Here is a 16,389-nt window from a genome sequence, read left to right as displayed (position 1 = left end):
AGCTGCTCGTTTGAACAGAATATAAGGCTACACTACCCGAGAGAATTTTCGGCCAGACAACCTTTTTGATCAACGGCCTGTCATGCTTCATGACAGGCCGTTTGAGTTATATTCCTGTTTCGTGCCTTTAAAGTCGTTGGACTGGGTCTGTATCAGTAAATAGTACAGGCTAAAAGCTCCTTAGCTAGTATTCTGCATTTCTACTATTCTATAAATTTCAATGGCGTATCCCCTGTTTGTATAAAAAAAGTTTTACGATGCTTTTAACTTACCTGATGAAATCAAGCCCGTCATACTATCTCTTTTTTTTGTCTATGAAATTAACTCCCCACTCCACGAAAGCCAGCCTATGTACTGCCGCACTTGGCCTGGCAGCGGTAGTACTCCCCCTGTTTTCGGCGCACGGACAAACGGTTTACGCTTTATCGTCTGACGTAGGCTTAGGTACCACTACTCTGCCCCCAACAACTAATGCGGCTCTGGTAACATTTAGCCTTGGCGCACTTACTCCTTCTCCGTCCGCAGCAATCAGAGTAAGCACCCGAACCCCTATCACCGGTGTTGCTTCTGCGCAGTACCTGACAGGTCTGGCATTCCGGCCAGCTACAGGTGGCCTGTATGCCATAGGGTACAACCCTGTTGCCCAACAGGTTCAGCTCTATACTATTCACCCAAGTACGGCTGCAGCCAGTACTGTCGGCCCTGCTCTGACCTTGTATTTAGGAGATGATATTGGCCGGATTGGCTTCACATTTAACCCGGTTACAGATGTCATCCGGATAACATCGGGCACTGGTCGCAATCTGCGTGTAAATCCGAACGATGGTACGCTCTTAGCTAACGATGCAACCCTGGACTACACCTCTACTGACGTTAATGCTGGTCGGTCTTTCACCATCGGATCTTCAGCCTATACCAACAGTTACACCGGAACTACCAGCACGACACTTTACAATCTGGATGAGAAAAACGATTTACTCACTATTCAGGCCCCCGCAAATGACGGATTCCTTACGACGGTAGGCGCTTTAAATGCCTACGTTGGTGCCTTACATACCCCCGCCGACCTGGATATTTATTTTGACCCTGTTGCAAATACAAATGCAGCCTACGTCAGTATAGGAGAGCCTAACTACGGCAGTTTGTACAGCTACTTATACAAGCTGGATTTATCCAGTGGAGCGCTTTCCTTAACTGGCCGGGTTTCATCTCCTGGTAATGGAGAGGTTATTACTGACATTGCCATTGCCAACGTAGCCAGCGTGACGAGTACGCGCACTGCCACTCTGGTCACCAGCTTCAGCCTGTATCCCAATCCTGTAACCAACGCAACTCAGATCAGCTTCCGCCTGCCCCGTACTGGCCAAACAAAATGGGTGCTAACGGATGCACTGGGCCGTACCGTTGAGCATCGGGAAGTCGGGCTGCTACCAGCCGGAGCACACACCCTGCCTTGGCAGCCAGCTACGCATCGGGCCGGGGTATATTTCCTTCGACTGAATGTAGATGGGCAGCATGCTGGTATCCAGCGGCTTGTTATACAGTAACTTTTTCAACATACTAGAAGACGCCGCAGGGCCGCTTCGGGAATATCCAGCGCGGCCCTGCGGTTTTCAGTGGGTTACGGGTAATTATTCGGCTGAAATGGGCCCGTGCATATTGGAAGTGAATGAAATTCTAGTGAGTTTAGCCGGTCTGCCGACATGGCGTCGGCGGTTCCTCCTTCACTTTATTCCTTCTTTTTATCGAATGGAACACGTTACGCTATCCACAGACTACGCTACCGAGCCAACTCTCGTCCGGGCCGGGCAGGGGCGGCGGCTGGTGAATCTGCTTATTGATTATTTGGCCATCTTCGCCATGATTTTTGGGTTGGGTATTGTACTGGCCGCCATCGGGCAGGAGTCTCTCATCGACTCCCTGGATAATGACTTTGTAGGCCGTCTGCTGTTTATAGCCTTTGCCGCCGCCTACTACCTGATTATGGAAGGCCTATTCGGACGTACGCTGGGCAAAATGCTGACCGGCACCCGCGTGGTAACTGACGAAGGCCTGCAACCTTCCTTCGGCGACATTCTCAAGCGCACGGCCTGGCGCATCGTGCCATTTGATGGCCTGTCCTTCCTCGGTGATGCCTACGGCTGGCACGATTCCCGCTCCAACACCATGGTAGTGCGCAGCTAGCCAAATCAGCGGAACTCTACACACCACAACGCCCCGGCCAGTACTGGTCGGGGCGTTGCTATTTACCAGCAAAGTTAGGAATACGCTAAGCGTACGGGCTTTCCTGGGCGGCTATGTGGGCGTGGTCGCGTAGCACGGTGCGCAGAAAGGCTTCGTCGGGCAGGTCGGCCTGAATGCCGGTCAGGCCCTTCACCTTATTCGCCAGCTCATTCAGCAGCACGTAGTTTTCGGCGGCGGTGGCTTTCTGGAGGAGTTGACGGATAGTGGCCACGTCGTGGTCGGCGAGACGGGCAGCTTCCGGGAATACCACCACATAACCGGGCTCGGTAAAGGTAGGTGCCAGCACGCCCTCCGCCTGGCGGGACCGCATGCGCACCACGGCCGTGCCCGCCGCAATATCCCCGATGCGCTGCCCCCGGCCGTTGGCCTGTACTACAATCAGGGCAATAAGCCCATTAAAAATACCGGTATCCACAATGCGCAGCAGCCACCGGATCAGGTAGTCGCCGAAACGCGGAGGCGTACCATCCAGACGCACCACTTTGATGTCGCGGGCCTTCTTGCCTACGCTCTGGCCGTTCATCAGTACTTCGCACAGCAGATGGTAGAACACGTATGGAATCCCGCCCAGCACCGCAAACAGGATAATCATAGACGTTTCGTTCAGCCCCAGCCCGCTGCTGATGCCAAGCAGCACCAGCAGCCACGCCCAGATAACGACGCCATCAATAATAGTGGCCAGCACCCGGTCGCCCACGGTGGCGACTTCGTACTCGAGGCTGACGTTTTGGGTAGTCTGGATGCGGATGGTACTCATGGATTGGATAACGGGCAATAGAAACGGGAAAACATGCGGGCCGAAACCGAAAATTTGACAATCTTCGCACGGCTGGTCCGCCGTGCAAATTACAGGCCCGGCGGGAAAACCCCGAATCAGCCGCGCATCAATTTTATCCGGCTGCCTGCAGTCCTCCTATCCGAAGTCCTGATTCCTATGCGCGAAGCTGTTTTTCTGCGTCAGAACGAAGCCCGCTGGAAACAATACGAGCAGCGGGCCACCGGCCCCGAGGACCTGGCCGCCCGCTTCATTGCCCTCACCGACGACCTGGCCTACGCCCAGACGTTCTACCCCGGCTCCCCCACTACCCGCTACCTCAACGACCTGGCCGCCCGCCAGCATCAGGCCCTCTACAAAAACAAGTCTGAATCCACGAGCCGCTTCCGGGAGTTCTGGCGCTACGAGCTGCCCCTGCTGGTAGCCCGTCACCACCGCACCCTGGCCGTATCGTTGCTGCTGTTTACGCTGTTCACGGCCATTGGAGCCCTGTCGGCGGCCTACGATGATACGTTTGTGCGCGTGGTGCTGGGCGACGCCTACGTAAACCAGACCATCGAAAACATTGAGCGCGGCGACCCGATGGCCGTGTACAAGAGCGGGGGCGAAACGCTGATGTTCCTGGGCATCACGGCCAATAACATTTATGTGGCGCTGGCCACGTTTGCGCTGGGCGCCACGCTGGGCCTGGGCACAGTGTACCTGCTGTTTCGCAACGGACTGATGCTGGGCTCGTTCCAGTATTTTTTCTACCAGAAAGGCGTGCTGCTGCCTTCGTTGCTCACCATCTGGATTCACGGCACCCTTGAAATTTCGGCCATTATTCTGGCGGGCGGGGCCGGGCTGGTGATGGCGCGCGGCCTGCTGTTTCCGGGTACCTATACCCGCGCCCACGCCTTCCGCGAATCGGCCCGCGACGGACTCAAGCTGGCTATCGGGCTGGTGCCTATCTTTATAGTGGCGGGGTTTCTGGAGGGCTTCGTGACGCGCCACACCGAAATGCCCATGTGGCTGAGCCTGCTGATTATTGGTACGTCGGCGGCGTTCATCCTCTGGTATTTTGTGGTGTACCCGCGCCGGCTGGCTGCCCGGGCCTAGCCGGTTCTTTTCGTTTTTTTAGTTTCAAGTAGATATGCAACAGAAGTTTACCCAGGAAGCCGACTTCCGGCAGGAGCGGGATTTTGGCCAGAAGATTGGCGCTACGTTTGAGTTTCTGGGGGCACACGTGCGGCCATTGGGCAAATGCCTGCTGTACTTTGTGCTGCCCGCCGCTATTCTCACCGGACTGGGTATGGGTCTGGCGCAAAGCCAGATGTTCGGAGGAAGCACTATCTCTCAAATCGGCAACGGCCGGTTCTCTACCTTCTCCTACATGGGGCCGGCGTACTGGTTTGGCCTGCTGGCTTCCCTCATTGGCTACATTTTGCTGGGCGCTACCGTGTACGGCTACGTGCGGGCCCGTATGGAAACCCCGGCCGAAGAAACCGTTACTCCCCGGCAAGTAGGCCAGTACATTGCCCGCTACTCGCCGGCGTTGTTGCTGAGCAGCATTGTCACCATCGTCATTGTAGTATTTGCCAGTATGCTGCTGCTGATTCCGGGCATTTACCTGGGCGTGGCGCTGAGTCTGGTCTGGACGGTGCAGGTGCTGGAAGACGGGGACCTGGGCTACAGCCTGCGCCGCAGCGTGAACCTGATCAAAAACAAGTGGTGGTCCACCTTCGGCCTTACCCTTGTGGTGAGCTTCATTATTGGTATGATTGGCATGGTGTTTCAGGTTCCGCAGTACGTGGCCATCTTCGGCAAAGCCATGCACTGGGATTTTCTGTCGTCGGATATTCTGCTGATTGTGGGCGGCGTAGTGGCGGCAATGGGCCATTTACTGCTGTATTCGGTACTGATGCTGGCCCTGGCATTTCAATACTTCAACCTGGTAGAGAAAAAGGACGGGTACGGCCTGCGCCAGATGGTGCAAACTCTGGGTACCACGCCCGCGCCCGTGGTACACAACACCTCCTTCCGCCCCGACGATGAGGGCGAATACTAGCCCTGAGCCTTGCCGGTTCCGGTTTATGCTGCTTCGTTGATGACTGCTGTGGTTCCTTCCCAGAAAATACTGCGCTGCTGGCTGCTACCGGCGTTGCTGTTGGCGCTCTGCTCGGTGCCGCTGCAACCGGCGCACGGCCAACCGGTTACCCAGCAGGCACAAAAATCCGCCCCGCACTCGATACCCGCCGATGCTGCCGCCGCGCCCCGCCTGCGCCGCCCCGATGAAGCCCGCCTGCGGGAGCTGCGCAGCCAGCGCGACTTTCGGTACGTGGAGGTGAAAAGTGAGCAGGGCGACCTGAGCGCCTTCTTTGCTCCATTCTGGCGGTGGCTGGCCGATATTCTGGATACGCCAGCCGGTAACTTCACCTGGAAATACGGGTTTTACGCGGTGCTGGTAGCGGCGCTGGTATTTGCCGTACTCAAAATCATGCAGGTTGACCTCACCCGGGCCTTTGGCCGCGCTCCGCGTCAGGCGCCACTCAGCTTCGATACCGAAACCGAAGACCTGCATGCCCTCGACCTGGATAAATTACTCGCGCAGGCCGAAACCGAACACAGCTACCGCCTGGCCGTGCGCCTGGGGTATCTGCAGGTTCTGCGGCAGCTTTCCGATAAAAGCCTGATCCGGTGGCAGCCCGATAAAACCAACCACGACTACCTCTATGAGCTGCCGGCCGGCCCTTTGCCGGAGGCTTTCCGCGAGCTTACCCGCCAGTTTGAGTATGTGTGGTACGGGGAGCAGGACGACCTCACGGCCGACGACTACGAGCGGGTGCGCGCTACCCGCCAGGCCTTTCAGCGCCGCCTCACTTCCAGCCGCCAAGCTGCTTAACCCGCCTCCTTTCTCTCATGACGACTTTCCGCTGGTACATGCTGGGGCTGGCGCTGCTGTTTGGCGCGTACGTGGCCGTGGAGTACTACCGCCCCAAACAGCTCGACTGGTCCCCAACTCTGCGCAACGACCATAAGATTCCGTACGGCACCTACGTGCTCTACGACCAGTTGCCGGGCGTCCTGGGAGTGGCCAAAAATCAGGTGCAAGCCATTCGGGTACCCATCTACAGCCAGATTGAGGGCGTGGACGAAGACATCCCGACGGAGCAGCGTCTGGAGCAGGTTATAGAAGCCGCTACTGACAGCATGGATGTGTCGGAATTTGAGCGTGATGAGCCGGCAGCCGACAGCACCGCCACTGCCGCCTCCGACACACAGGCGGATACAACAACCACAGATGAGGATGCGGATTACGCGGCGGGCCTGGAGGATGGAGATTTTGAGCCGGCTACCTACCTGTTGGTGTCGCGCACGTTTGAGCTGAGCCGCCTGGATTGCCGTTCCCTGCTGCGCCACGTAGCCCGGGGCAATGACGCGTTTGTGGCGGCCGAGGATTTCAACTCGTACTTCGCCGATACGGTAGGTTTCACCACCAAGCCGGTGTATCCGCGCTTCAAAACCAACAAAAAAGGCGTCCAGGAGCTAATCCCCGACTCCGTGCAGCTCCAGCTCAGTAATCCCGCCCTAGCCCGGCAGGCGGGTGCTACGTTCAGGCTCCCGGCCCAGGCGGTTACGGCCCGGCTGGTAGCCCGCCGCAACCTGCCCGAGGGTACGATCACCCTGGCCACCGATGCACAAAAGCGGCCGGTGCTGCTACGGGTACCGCACGGGCGCGGCCATCTGTATATCTGCACGGTGCCGCTGGCGTTTTCCAACTACTTTGTGCTGCAGCCCCGCACCACCAATTTGGCCTTTGCAGCCCTCTCCTACCTGCCCACTGGCCGCCCGGTATGGTGGGATGAGTACCAGAAACAGGGCCGGCGCGGTGAGCAGTCGTTGATGCGGGTATTGCTGGAACATGAGGCGCTGCGCTACGCCACATATCTGGCTCTGGCGGCGGGGCTGCTGTTCGTGCTGTTTGAAGCTCGTCGTCGGCAGCGGGTTATTCCGGTGCTGAAGCCCCTGCCCAATACCACGCTCCTGTTCACGCGCACCGTGGCGGGCCTCTACCGCCAGGACAGCAACCACGCGCTGATTGCAGAGAAGAAAATCGGGCTGTTTATGGAGCACCTGCGCACCCGCTACCACGAGCCCACCCTTGACCTCACCGACGAAGCCACCCGGGAACGGCTGGCGCAGAAGTCAGGCGTGGCTCGCACCGACGTGGACGCGCTGGTTCGGCGCATCAACTTTCTGCTCACTGCCCGTCAGATTTCCGATGGAGAGCTGCTTGATTTGAACAAGGCCATCAACACCTTCCGGCAGACTGCAGCCTAAATTGCACTAACCACATAAATTGACTTTATCATATGTATAACTATTTCAATAATGCTGTTTATACTTACCGAATGGCGCTTTTAAACTAATATTATCATCTACAGATGTAATTATACCAACCCTTCTCTAGACCTTCTTCACCGCTTGTATAATGGAATCCAACTTCCCGAATCTACCGGAATCATCCGAAAATCCGATGCCGCAGGCTTCTTCGGCTTCAACCCAGCAGACGCCGGTATACCCCGAAGCCGTGCCTGCTGAAACTACTCCTGCCTTTGCGCCCCGCACCGACCTCAGCCACCTCAGCCGCCACGCCGAGGCCATTCGGCAGGAATTGGGGAAAGTGATTGTGGGACAGCAGGCCCTGGCGGAGCTGCTGCTGGTGGCTTTGCTGGCGGATGGCCACGTGCTACTGGAGGGTGTACCCGGCGTAGCCAAAACCCTCACCGCCAAACTGCTGGCCCGCACCCTGAGCGTTCCGTTCAGCCGCCTGCAGTTCACCCCCGACTTGATGCCCTCCGATGTATTGGGCACGTCGGTATTTCGGCCCAACAAAGCCGAGTTTGAGTTTCGGCCCGGCCCCATTTTCGCCAGCGTAGTACTGATTGATGAAATCAACCGTGCCCCGGCCAAAACGCAGTCGGCGCTGTTTGAGGTGATGGAAGAGCGGCAGGTGACGCAGGATGGCACCCGCTACACCATGCCGACGCCCTTCGTGGTGCTGGCCACCCAAAACCCTATTGAGCAGGAAGGCACCTACCGCCTGCCCGAAGCTCAGCTCGACCGGTTTCTGTTTAAGCTGAACGTGGGGTACCCCAGCGTGGAGGAAGAAGTGTCCATTCTGCAGGGGCACCACACCGGCTTTGGCGGGACGCCACTGGAAGCCGTGCGGGCAGTAGTATCAGCCGATGACCTGCAGCAGCTGCGGGAGCAGGTACGCCGGCAGCACGTAGAGCCTAAGCTGCTGGAATACATTGCCCGGCTGGTGGGCCAGACGCGCGCCCACAAAGGCCTGTACCTGGGCGCTTCACCCCGAGCTTCGCTGGCCCTGCTCAACGGCTCCAAAGCCCTGGCGGCCCTGCGCGGCCGCGACTTCGTAACGCCCGAGGACATCCAGTACCTGGCTCCAATGGTGCTGCGGCACCGCATTCAGCTTACCCCGGAGCGGGAAATGGAAGGCGGCACCCCGGACGACGTGGTGAAGCAGATTCTGCAGCAGATTGAGGTTCCACGGTAGGGTACGCATGCTATAATTGACTGTCATGCTGAGCTTGTCGAAGCACCTCTCCCTCTGGCTAACTCAACCGTGAGAGCAAAGCAGCAGAGGTGCTTTGACTCCGCTTAGCATGACGGTTACTATTACCAATATCAACACGCGGGGTTCCTCGCGCTGCTCGGAACAACGTTCTATTTTTCTTGCCGTCTTGAAATCCTTTTTCCTCACGTCCCGCTTTTTCCTGCTTACCGTAGTCCTGATTGCCGGGCTGGTAGTGGCGTTTTTCCTGCCGGGCTGGCTGGCACCGGTGCAGTTGGCGCTGGGTTTGGTACTGGTACTGACGGTGGTAGATACCGTGCTGCTGTACGCCGGCGGCAGTGGCGTATTTGGCCGGCGGGTACTGGGAGACAAGCTGGCTAACGGCTCCGACAACGATATTGCCATCTACCTCGAAAACCAGTACCGCTTCCCCATCCGCACCGAAACCATTGATGAAGTGCCGCACCAGTTTCAGCGGCGCGACGTGCTGTTTCGGGCCACTGTTAAACCGGGGGAAACCGGCATTATTCGGTACCAGCTGCGGCCCACCAAGCGGGGCGAGTACGAGTTTGGGGCACTGAACGTGTACGTGGCCTCGCCACTGGGACTGGTCCGGCGGCGCTTCCAGTTTGAGGAGAAACGGATGGTGCCCGTATACCCATCGTTTCTGCAGATGCGGCAGTACGAGCTGCTGGCCATTCATAACCGCCTCACGGAAGTTGGGGTGAAGCGCATCCGGCGGGTGGGCCACAGCATGGAATTTGAGCAGATCCGGCCTTACGTTACCGGCGACGACCCGCGCAACATCAACTGGAAAGCCACCGCCCGCCGCTCCACCACGGCCGAAGCCGGCGACTCCTTGGTAGTCAACCACTTTCAGGATGAGCGGGCGCAGCAGGTGTACTGCCTCATTGATAAGGGCCGGGTGATGCGTATGCCGTTTGAGGGCCTGAGCCTGCTCGACTATGCCATCAACGCCACGCTGGTCGTCAGCAATATTGCCCTGCTTAAGCACGACAAGGCAGGCCTGGTTACCTTCTCGCACCAGCCCGGTGCCATGGTAGCCGCCGACCGGCGCAGCGGCCATTTGCGCAAGCTGCTGGAGGTGTTGTACCGGCAGAAAACCAAGTATCTGGAAACCGACTATGAGCGGCTATACATTTCGGTGCGCAGCCACATCCGGCAGCGTAGCCTCCTGATCCTGTTTACCAACTTCGAAACCCTGCACGGCATGCAGCGGCAGCTCCCTTACTTGCGGCGCATGGCCAAAGACCATCTGCTGCTGGTAGTGTTCTTCGAAAATACGGAGTTGCGTGCGTACCTGGACGGGCCTACCGCCACCACGCAGGACGTGTACAACCAGACGGTAGCCGAGAAATTTGCCCAGGAAAAACGGCAGATTGTACGGGAGCTGAACCGCTACGGCATTCACGCCCTGCTCACGGCCCCGCAGAATCTTACCGTCAATACCATCAACAAATACCTGGAGTTCAAGGCCCGAGGATTGATTTGAGGCGGGAAGGCTGCCTGGTTATAGCCCGTCATCCGAAGTATAACGAAGGACCTTTTTCCGTCGAAACGAGTCGTTGGTACGATAGTCGTTAAGGCGTAAAGAGGTCCTTTGCGGTACTCCGGATGACGGGCTTTTTACTGAGCCCAACATTCAAACTTTCTACCTTCGCCGTACTGTCCTCCTTGCCTTTCCTGCCCATGCGCTACTTCCTGCTTCTGTTTGCCCTGCTGTTTGCCGTGCCGGTTTTGGCTCAGCCCACCCCGCCCGATACCCGCATGCTGCTGCCGGTGCCGCTGCAGGCTACCTGGGGAAAGAGTCGCTTTGCGGTGAAGCCGGATTTTACCTGGCAGGTATTTACGCCCACCCAAACTCCGGAAACTCAGGCTGCTGATTCGGCCGTGGCCGAAGCGGTGGAGCGGCTGGTGCTGCCGGCCCTGCTACCGGGCAAACCGGTCACCGCCTCCCGGCGGCGTGCCTCGCCCCTGCCCACGGCGGCGCTGGTGCTGCAGTACGGCCGCCCCGGCAACCTGCTCACCGTCGGCGACGATGAATCCTACACGTTGCGCGTAACGCCCATGGGCGTGGCCCTGAATGCCAATACTCACCTGGGCATCCTACGAGGGCTGGCTACGCTGCGGCAGCTGGCCCAGGTGGAAAAGAAAACAGTCGTGTTGCCTGAAGTGGACGTAGTGGACGCGCCGCGCTTTCCGTGGCGGGGGCTGCTGATTGATGCGGCCCGGCACTTTATGCCCGTATCCGTTATCAAGCGCAACCTAGATGGCATGTGGGCTACTAAGTTCAACGTGCTGCACTGGCACCTCTCCGACGACCAGGGTTTCCGGGTGGAGAGCAAGCTGTTTCCGCGCCTGCACCAAGTGGGCGGACAGGGGCAGTTTTACACCCAGCAGCAGGTGCGCGACATTGTGCGGTACGCAGGCCGGCGCGGTATTCGGGTGATTCCGGAGCTGGATATGCCCGGCCATGCCACGGCCTGGCTGGCTGCCTATCCCCGCTTGGCTTCTAACGACTCCACCTACGGCGTGGCCCAGCGCTGGGGTGTGCTCAACATTGCTATGGACCCCACCCGGGAAACCACCTACAGCTTTATCGACTCCCTGCTGAGCGAGGTGACGCCGCTGTTTCCGGACCCCTATTTCCACATCGGAGGCGACGAAAACGACGGCCGGCAGTGGCGGCGCAACCCGCGCATTATGGACTACATGAAGCAGAATGGCTTTGTTACCGAGAAAGGCCTGCCCGATAAACACGCGCTGCAGGCCTACTTCAACCAGCGGGTGCTGGCTATGCTGGTACGCTACAAAAAGCAGCTGGTAGGCTGGGATGAAATACTGGGCCCCGGGCTGCCACCCAGCGCCGTAATCCAGAGCTGGCGCGGTAAAAAAGGATTATATGATGCGGCCAAAACCGGTCATCAGGCCCTGCTGTCCAATGGCTACTACATCGATCTGAACCTATCCGCCGCCTCTCATTACCTTCCGGACCCGCTGCCCCAGGACGCCCCGCTTACGCCCGAGCAGCAGAAGCTGATTCTGGGCGGTGAAGCCACCATGTGGGCCGAGTTTGCCGATTCCGTCATCGTAGATTACCGCATCTGGCCCCGGGCTGCGGCTGTGGCGGAGCGCCTCTGGAGTGCTGCCTCCGTGCGCGACGTGCCCGATATGTACCGCCGGCTGGCCCTGCTTAGTCCGCAGCTGGAAACTCTGGGCCTGCAGCACCGCAAAGCACCGGCGCAGTTGCTACAGCAGTTGGCCGCCAGCACCGCCGCCGTGGTACCGCTGCGCACCCTGGCACAGGTATTGGAGCCCGTGAAGGAATACAAGCGCCACTTTCAAGGTTTCAAATACACCACCCAGACCCCGCTCAACCGCCTTGTAGATGCCGCCCCGGCTGAGTCGGATGTGGCCCGGGAGTTTGGCGGACGAGTAGATAAGCTATTGGAATATAGCCGTACTACTCCTACGGAAGCGCGTTTCCGGGAGGCCGGCGGCAAGCAGCAGCTGGCGGCACTACAGGAGCAGTTGCAACAATGGCAGAACAATGATGCGCTGGTACAACCCATTCTGCAACAGAATCCGCTATTGAAAGAATACGCCCCGCTTTCCACTACCCTGAAAACCGCCACCGCCCTGGCTCAGGAACGCCTCACGCTGCTGGAAAAGGGGCAGGCACCCACTCCGGCCTGGCAGGCGGCGGCCCTTAAGCAGCTCGATGCCCTGAAAGCTCCAGCAGGACAGACGGAGCTAGCCGTACTACCGCATCTGCGCCGGTTGGTGGAGGCAAAATAATGACGAAGAAAGTGAAGCGAAGACCGTCATGCTGAGCTTGTCGAAGCATCTCTACCGCTTCGTTGAATCAAGGTAGACGAAGCGGTAGAGATGCTTCGACAAGCTCAGCATGACGTGCTTTCTTACTGCCCTATATACCTGTCACTTTCTACCAATTCTAGAACAGCACGGCTACCTGCATACGGCCGGTGTGTACCGCATTGAGGCCGTTGGCTTTGCGGCCGTCGTAGGCCAGCGTTACGTTGAGGCCGTTGCTGAGGCGCTGCTCCACGTTCAGGTTCCAGGTGAAGTTGCTGCCGGGCCGCAGGGCGTTCAGAATTTCCAGGCCCACCAGACTGGCCTGATTGCCCTGGAAACCCACCCGCACGAAGCGCGTGGTGGCCGACACCGTGCGTTTGCCCACCTGACTGATACGGGTTTCCAGCCCCAGGTCGTCGAAGGTGCCGCTGGTGTCGCCATCGGGGCCGGCGGTGTTGGTTTTGGTAGTACGCAGGTAGCTGCCGGTAAGGCGCAGCACTTGGCTGGGCTGGTAGCTTAGCTCCGGAGCCAGCTCATACTGCAGCACCCGGAAATTGCGGTTGTCGAGGTAGTTCGAGCGGTTTTCGCGGATGCTGCGGGTGGTGGTGAAGCGCGCCGTAAAGGACTGGGCCAGCGTCCGGCGTAGCAGCAGGCTCTGAGTGGCGAGGTTGCGGGTATCGGAGCCCTGCGTGAGCAGCACCTTCTGCTGGGTTTGCTGCACGGTAAATTCAGCCCCGAAAATGGGATTAGAGCGGTTGAAGTACAGCGTATTGCGCAGCAGCTTGTTCAGGCTCAGCAGCAAGGAATCAGCCGTTTGAAAAGCAAACGGGTTCAGGCGCGACGACAGAGAATTGTCCGTGGAGCGGCGGTCCAGCGTGACGGTGGTAAGGGCTGAAAACCGCCCTGCCAGGCCCCGCCAGCCCGGCTGCTCCCGCCAGCTGCGCGGCGCATTGGTGGTGAGGCGGTAGCTGAACCGGTTGGAATACGCCGGCACGTACACATCCGTAGGCAGAAACAGCTTGATGTATGTGCGGTACTGCGCGTCGGGTGTCTGGGCCTCAAAGAACTCATTGCGCTGCTGCTGCCCGTCCTGGTTGAGGTCGTCCCAGTAGTGGGTACCCTGGCCGGCCGGCACACTCAGAAACGTATAGTCCCGCTTGGCTTCGCGGCCGGTGGCCACGGCATAGCTCAGCTCCGAGCGAAGCACATTCTGCAGGAAGCTGGCATTCCAGTCGAGTTTGCCCAGCACGGTACGCTGCCGCACCGAGTCACGTACGGCCAGGTCGCGGTACGTAGCCAGAATGGCCAGGTCCTGCGTTTGGCTGAAGCGGGAAGCGAAAGTACCCTGCCAGGTTTGGGCCCGGCCCCGCTCACGCAGCGCGGTCTGCTCGGGGTTAGGCGTCTGGTCGCGGCGGTAACTGTAGTCGAGCCGGAAACGGGTGCGGGCGGAGTCGCGGCTTTGCAGAAACAGGGCGTGCTCGTCGTAATAATTGGCCGAGGTGAGCGAATCGCCGGAGGTTTTGGCTACCCGGTTCTTATCGAAGCGGTACACGTAGCCCGGCACCACTGGCCCGGCCACGTAGCGCGCCGCCGCCTCGCCGCGCGCCCACCGTGACTGGCGCCGGCCGGCCTCCGAGTTCAGCAAAAACAGATTCCCGCGCAGCTGCACCGGGCCCAGCTGCCGGGCGGCATCCAGCCAGTGCTGCACGCCATTCACCTCCCCGGCCCGGTAGCGCCGACTCAGGCGGTACCCAATGGCGTTATCGGCATCCTTCACCAGGCCCACGGCTGCATTCAGAATATTCTCTTCGCGGGGGCGCTGATTGTTGGTGATGAGGGTGTTGCTCGTGCTCCAGTTCCGGTCAAACTCAATATCCCGGTACCGGTCGATGGGCGCAAACTGGTGGCTGGTGTACTCGTAATCGAGGGAACTGCGCAGCTTATAGCCCTGCAGGCCGGGCAGGCGTACCGGCTTGTCCTGCACCGTATAGCCCACCCGCATAGCCCGCCCCTGCGCCGACTCCGGCGAAAACCGGTTCAAATCCAGGTCGGAAGCGGCCAGATCCACAAATACCGTGGAGGTAGAATCGACCTGGTAGCTGGTGCCCACCGTCATCAGCTGCTTCTGCAAGGGCGTGGGCAACAGCCGCAGCGGAGCATAGTCGCCCCGGCCCTGGCCCACAAACTCATACACGCGCCCGTTGGCCGTGCCATACTGCGTACTGATTTTGTAGCTTCCTTGGTTGGTGCCCACATTGGTAAACCGCACCGTGTAGGCACCCTGCAGCGTGTCGCGGAGAGGAAACACAAAAACCGGCACCTGCTGGCCCGTTACGGGGTCCGGCTGCACTACGCGGCTATATTGAATCTGTTGCCGGTCGTACTTCGCGGAGTCGGCGCCGGGCAGCTGAGCCAGGCTCACGTTGCCGCGCAGACGCCGCAGCCGGGCTTTGGTAGAGTCGTCGAGGGTAAGGTTGGGCGAGTTGTCGGGGTTGTCGGCTTCGCGGTAGAAGTTGGCGTGCACCTGCAGGCGGCCCAGCTGCTGGTAGTGGCTGGCCTGCAGCAGGGAGCGGGTGTAGTTGAAGTCGGAATACTCGAAATCAACCTTGATGCGCGAGTTACTAGTGATGAGGTGGCGGGGCGAAAACGTCAGCTCAGCCTGGTTGTAGTCGATTACATAGTCAAAATCGAAACCCCGTACCATCAGCCGCCCATCCAGGTACACCCGCTCGGAATTAGCCAGAATGATAATGAACTGCTCGCCGTTGGGCCCGCGCAGCCGGTAGGGGCCCTGCACGTTTTCCAGCGGGGCAATATCGAGGCTGGCAAACTTGCCTTTGGCCACGCCCGCCGCCACCGAAGTAGTAGCAAAGGCCTCGCCCCGCTTGGTGGAAAGCAGCGGCTGCCGGCGGCGCACCGTGGTTACTGTCTGGCTCAGGCCATTCGGCCCGATGCCGTTGGGCGTGACGCTGCCGGGCGCGGCGGCAGTGCCGTTCTGTACCTGCCCCGAGCCGGCCGGCACGGGTACCGTGGGCGGCGCCGTCACGAAGGTGCCGGTACTGGTGCCCGCCGCATTGGGGTACTGAAACAGCTGCGGTGTACTCGCCCCCGGCCCTATTCCGCCGCCAAAACCACCTATCGGCAGCTGCCCAAAATTGGTTTCCAGCGCCCCGCCCTGAATGTTTTTATAGTAGCGCAGAAAGTAATCGGGCTTGTTGCGCAGCACCACGTCGCCGGCCGTCAGGTTCCAGCGTGGGTGCGTGAGGGTGATGTAGATCCGGTCGAATTCCTGCAGCTGCTGGGTATTGCCCTCGGGCTGGAAGGGCACGTTCTGGTCACTGATAGCCGCCGTGAGGTTAATCTGGTCCGTCAGTTTGCCTTCCAGCTGCAGGTTGAGTGAGGAATTGACAAATACGTTCTGGGCATTGCCGAACGATACGCCCCGCGACAGGTTACCGGTTTTGTTGATGCCCGGCGTGCTCAGAATCTGCTCTTTCACCGCAAAATCCTCTGCCCCAAACGAGGGTCGCCGGAAGAACTCCAGGCTGTCCATGAGCCGGCGGGGCCGCAGGTACCGCGCCGCCGACAGCTGCACCGGCAGCACCCGGTAACACACCAGCACCGAATCGGGCCCACCGGGCAGCACCACATCGGGGCGGCCGGTTTCGGGGCTGGGTACCCGCCGCCCCGGCAGTACCAGCCGGTACCGGTCCAGGCGCGCATCATAGGCAACAGAGCGGCCCTCTACACTTACCGAAGCCGGGACTACCGTGAGAGTATCCCGCACAGTAAATTCCGTCGTATCGCGCCCCGGCGTGAGGCGCACCCAGGTGCAGCGGCGGGTGCTGGGGGGAGCATCGGGCCGCAGCTGGGCCTGCGCCTCTCCAGCCAGCAGCCACAAAACCGCCAGCAGCCCCCAAATGCGCAGGAAAGAAGGCGTAGAGCTGCGGGTCAACGG

At 59.5% G+C, this 16,389-nt stretch carries 11 protein-coding genes; 9 read left to right on the top strand and 2 right to left on the bottom strand.

From position 1 onward, the window contains the following. Positions 1 to 314: 314 nt before the first annotated feature. Both EI291_RS14160 and EI291_RS22890 read left to right on the top strand, forming a co-directional pair. Complete coding sequence (locus EI291_RS14160; RefSeq protein ID WP_170172645.1) at positions 315 to 1,547, top strand: DUF4394 domain-containing protein; 1,233 nt, start codon at positions 315 to 317, stop codon at positions 1,545 to 1,547. A gap of 202 nt (positions 1,548 to 1,749) precedes the next feature. After that, complete coding sequence (locus EI291_RS22890) at positions 1,750 to 2,184, top strand: RDD family protein (RefSeq protein WP_170172644.1); 435 nt, start codon at positions 1,750 to 1,752, stop codon at positions 2,182 to 2,184. 85 nt (positions 2,185 to 2,269) lie between these two features. On the opposite strand, the gene EI291_RS14150 is transcribed toward EI291_RS22890, so the two are convergent. Then, positions 2,270 to 3,001 carry an RDD family protein gene (locus EI291_RS14150; protein ID WP_125421066.1) on the bottom strand — a complete coding sequence of 244 codons (732 nt, stop codon included), beginning with the start codon at positions 2,999 to 3,001 and terminating at the stop codon, positions 2,270 to 2,272. Positions 3,002 to 3,178: 177 nt separating this feature from the next. Here EI291_RS14150 and EI291_RS14145 point away from each other — a divergent pair, with 177 nt between their 5' ends. The 7 genes from EI291_RS14145 to EI291_RS14115 all read left to right on the top strand — a co-directional run bounded on the left by EI291_RS14145 (position 3,179) and on the right by EI291_RS14115 (position 12,413). Further along, positions 3,179 to 4,117, top strand: coding sequence for a stage II sporulation protein M (locus tag EI291_RS14145; RefSeq protein ID WP_125421063.1), 939 nt, complete (start codon positions 3,179 to 3,181; stop codon positions 4,115 to 4,117). Positions 4,118 to 4,151: 34 nt separating this feature from the next. After that, positions 4,152 to 5,066: a hypothetical protein gene (locus tag EI291_RS14140; RefSeq protein ID WP_125421060.1), complete on the top strand. Its 915-nt coding sequence runs from the start codon at positions 4,152 to 4,154 to the stop codon at positions 5,064 to 5,066. Between the two features lie 39 nt (positions 5,067 to 5,105). After that, entirely contained in the window at positions 5,106 to 5,900 is a 795-nt protein-coding gene (locus tag EI291_RS14135) for a DUF4129 domain-containing protein (protein ID WP_125421057.1), read from the top strand. A gap of 17 nt (positions 5,901 to 5,917) precedes the next feature. Further along, a complete protein-coding gene (locus EI291_RS14130) occupies positions 5,918 to 7,339 on the top strand; it encodes a DUF4350 domain-containing protein (RefSeq protein WP_125421054.1) in 1,422 nt (473 codons plus the stop codon). Positions 7,340 to 7,682: 343 nt separating this feature from the next. Beyond that, the gene (locus EI291_RS14125; protein WP_394343382.1) at positions 7,683 to 8,576 is read left to right on the top strand and encodes an AAA family ATPase; all 894 of its coding nucleotides are present in this window, start codon (positions 7,683 to 7,685) and stop codon (positions 8,574 to 8,576) included. 187 nt (positions 8,577 to 8,763) lie between these two features. Continuing rightward, entirely contained in the window at positions 8,764 to 10,107 is a 1,344-nt protein-coding gene (locus EI291_RS14120) for a DUF58 domain-containing protein (protein WP_240635555.1), read from the top strand. A 197-nt stretch (positions 10,108 to 10,304) separates the two neighbouring features. Next, positions 10,305 to 12,413 (top strand): beta-N-acetylhexosaminidase, encoded by a 2,109-nt coding sequence (locus tag EI291_RS14115; RefSeq protein WP_170172642.1) that lies wholly within the window; start codon positions 10,305 to 10,307, stop codon positions 12,411 to 12,413. Positions 12,414 to 12,570: 157 nt separating this feature from the next. Here EI291_RS14115 and EI291_RS14110 read toward each other — a convergent pair whose 3' ends face one another. Further along, on the bottom strand, positions 12,571 to 16,386 hold the full coding sequence (locus EI291_RS14110) for a hypothetical protein (protein WP_125421045.1): 3,816 nt from the start codon (positions 16,384 to 16,386) through the stop codon (positions 12,571 to 12,573). Positions 16,387 to 16,389: the final 3 nt, after the last annotated feature.

The sequence above is a fragment of the Hymenobacter rigui genome, from assembly GCF_003944715.1.
Taxonomy (GTDB): Bacteria; Bacteroidota; Bacteroidia; order Cytophagales; family Hymenobacteraceae; genus Hymenobacter; species Hymenobacter rigui.
Note: the sequence above shows the minus strand (reverse complement) of the source record. Positions and strands in the feature narration are given on the sequence as shown.

Bases quoted from the DNA above. Each gene is read 5' to 3' on its own strand.
- EI291_RS14130 (WP_125421054.1), top strand. From the start codon at position 5,918: ATGACGACTTTCCGCTGGTACATGCTGGGGCTGGCGCTGCTGTTTGGC.
- EI291_RS22890 (WP_170172644.1), top strand. From the start codon at position 1,750: ATGGAACACGTTACGCTATCCACAGACTACGCTACCGAGCCAACTCTC.
- EI291_RS14135 (WP_125421057.1), top strand. From the start codon at position 5,106: ATGACTGCTGTGGTTCCTTCCCAGAAAATACTGCGCTGCTGGCTGCTA.
- EI291_RS14145 (WP_125421063.1), top strand. From the start codon at position 3,179: ATGCGCGAAGCTGTTTTTCTGCGTCAGAACGAAGCCCGCTGGAAACAA.
- EI291_RS14150 (WP_125421066.1), bottom strand. From the start codon at position 3,001: ATGAGTACCATCCGCATCCAGACTACCCAAAACGTCAGCCTCGAGTAC.
- EI291_RS14115 (WP_170172642.1), top strand. From the start codon at position 10,305: ATGCGCTACTTCCTGCTTCTGTTTGCCCTGCTGTTTGCCGTGCCGGTT.
- EI291_RS14160 (WP_170172645.1), top strand. From the start codon at position 315: ATGAAATTAACTCCCCACTCCACGAAAGCCAGCCTATGTACTGCCGCA.
- EI291_RS14140 (WP_125421060.1), top strand. From the start codon at position 4,152: ATGCAACAGAAGTTTACCCAGGAAGCCGACTTCCGGCAGGAGCGGGAT.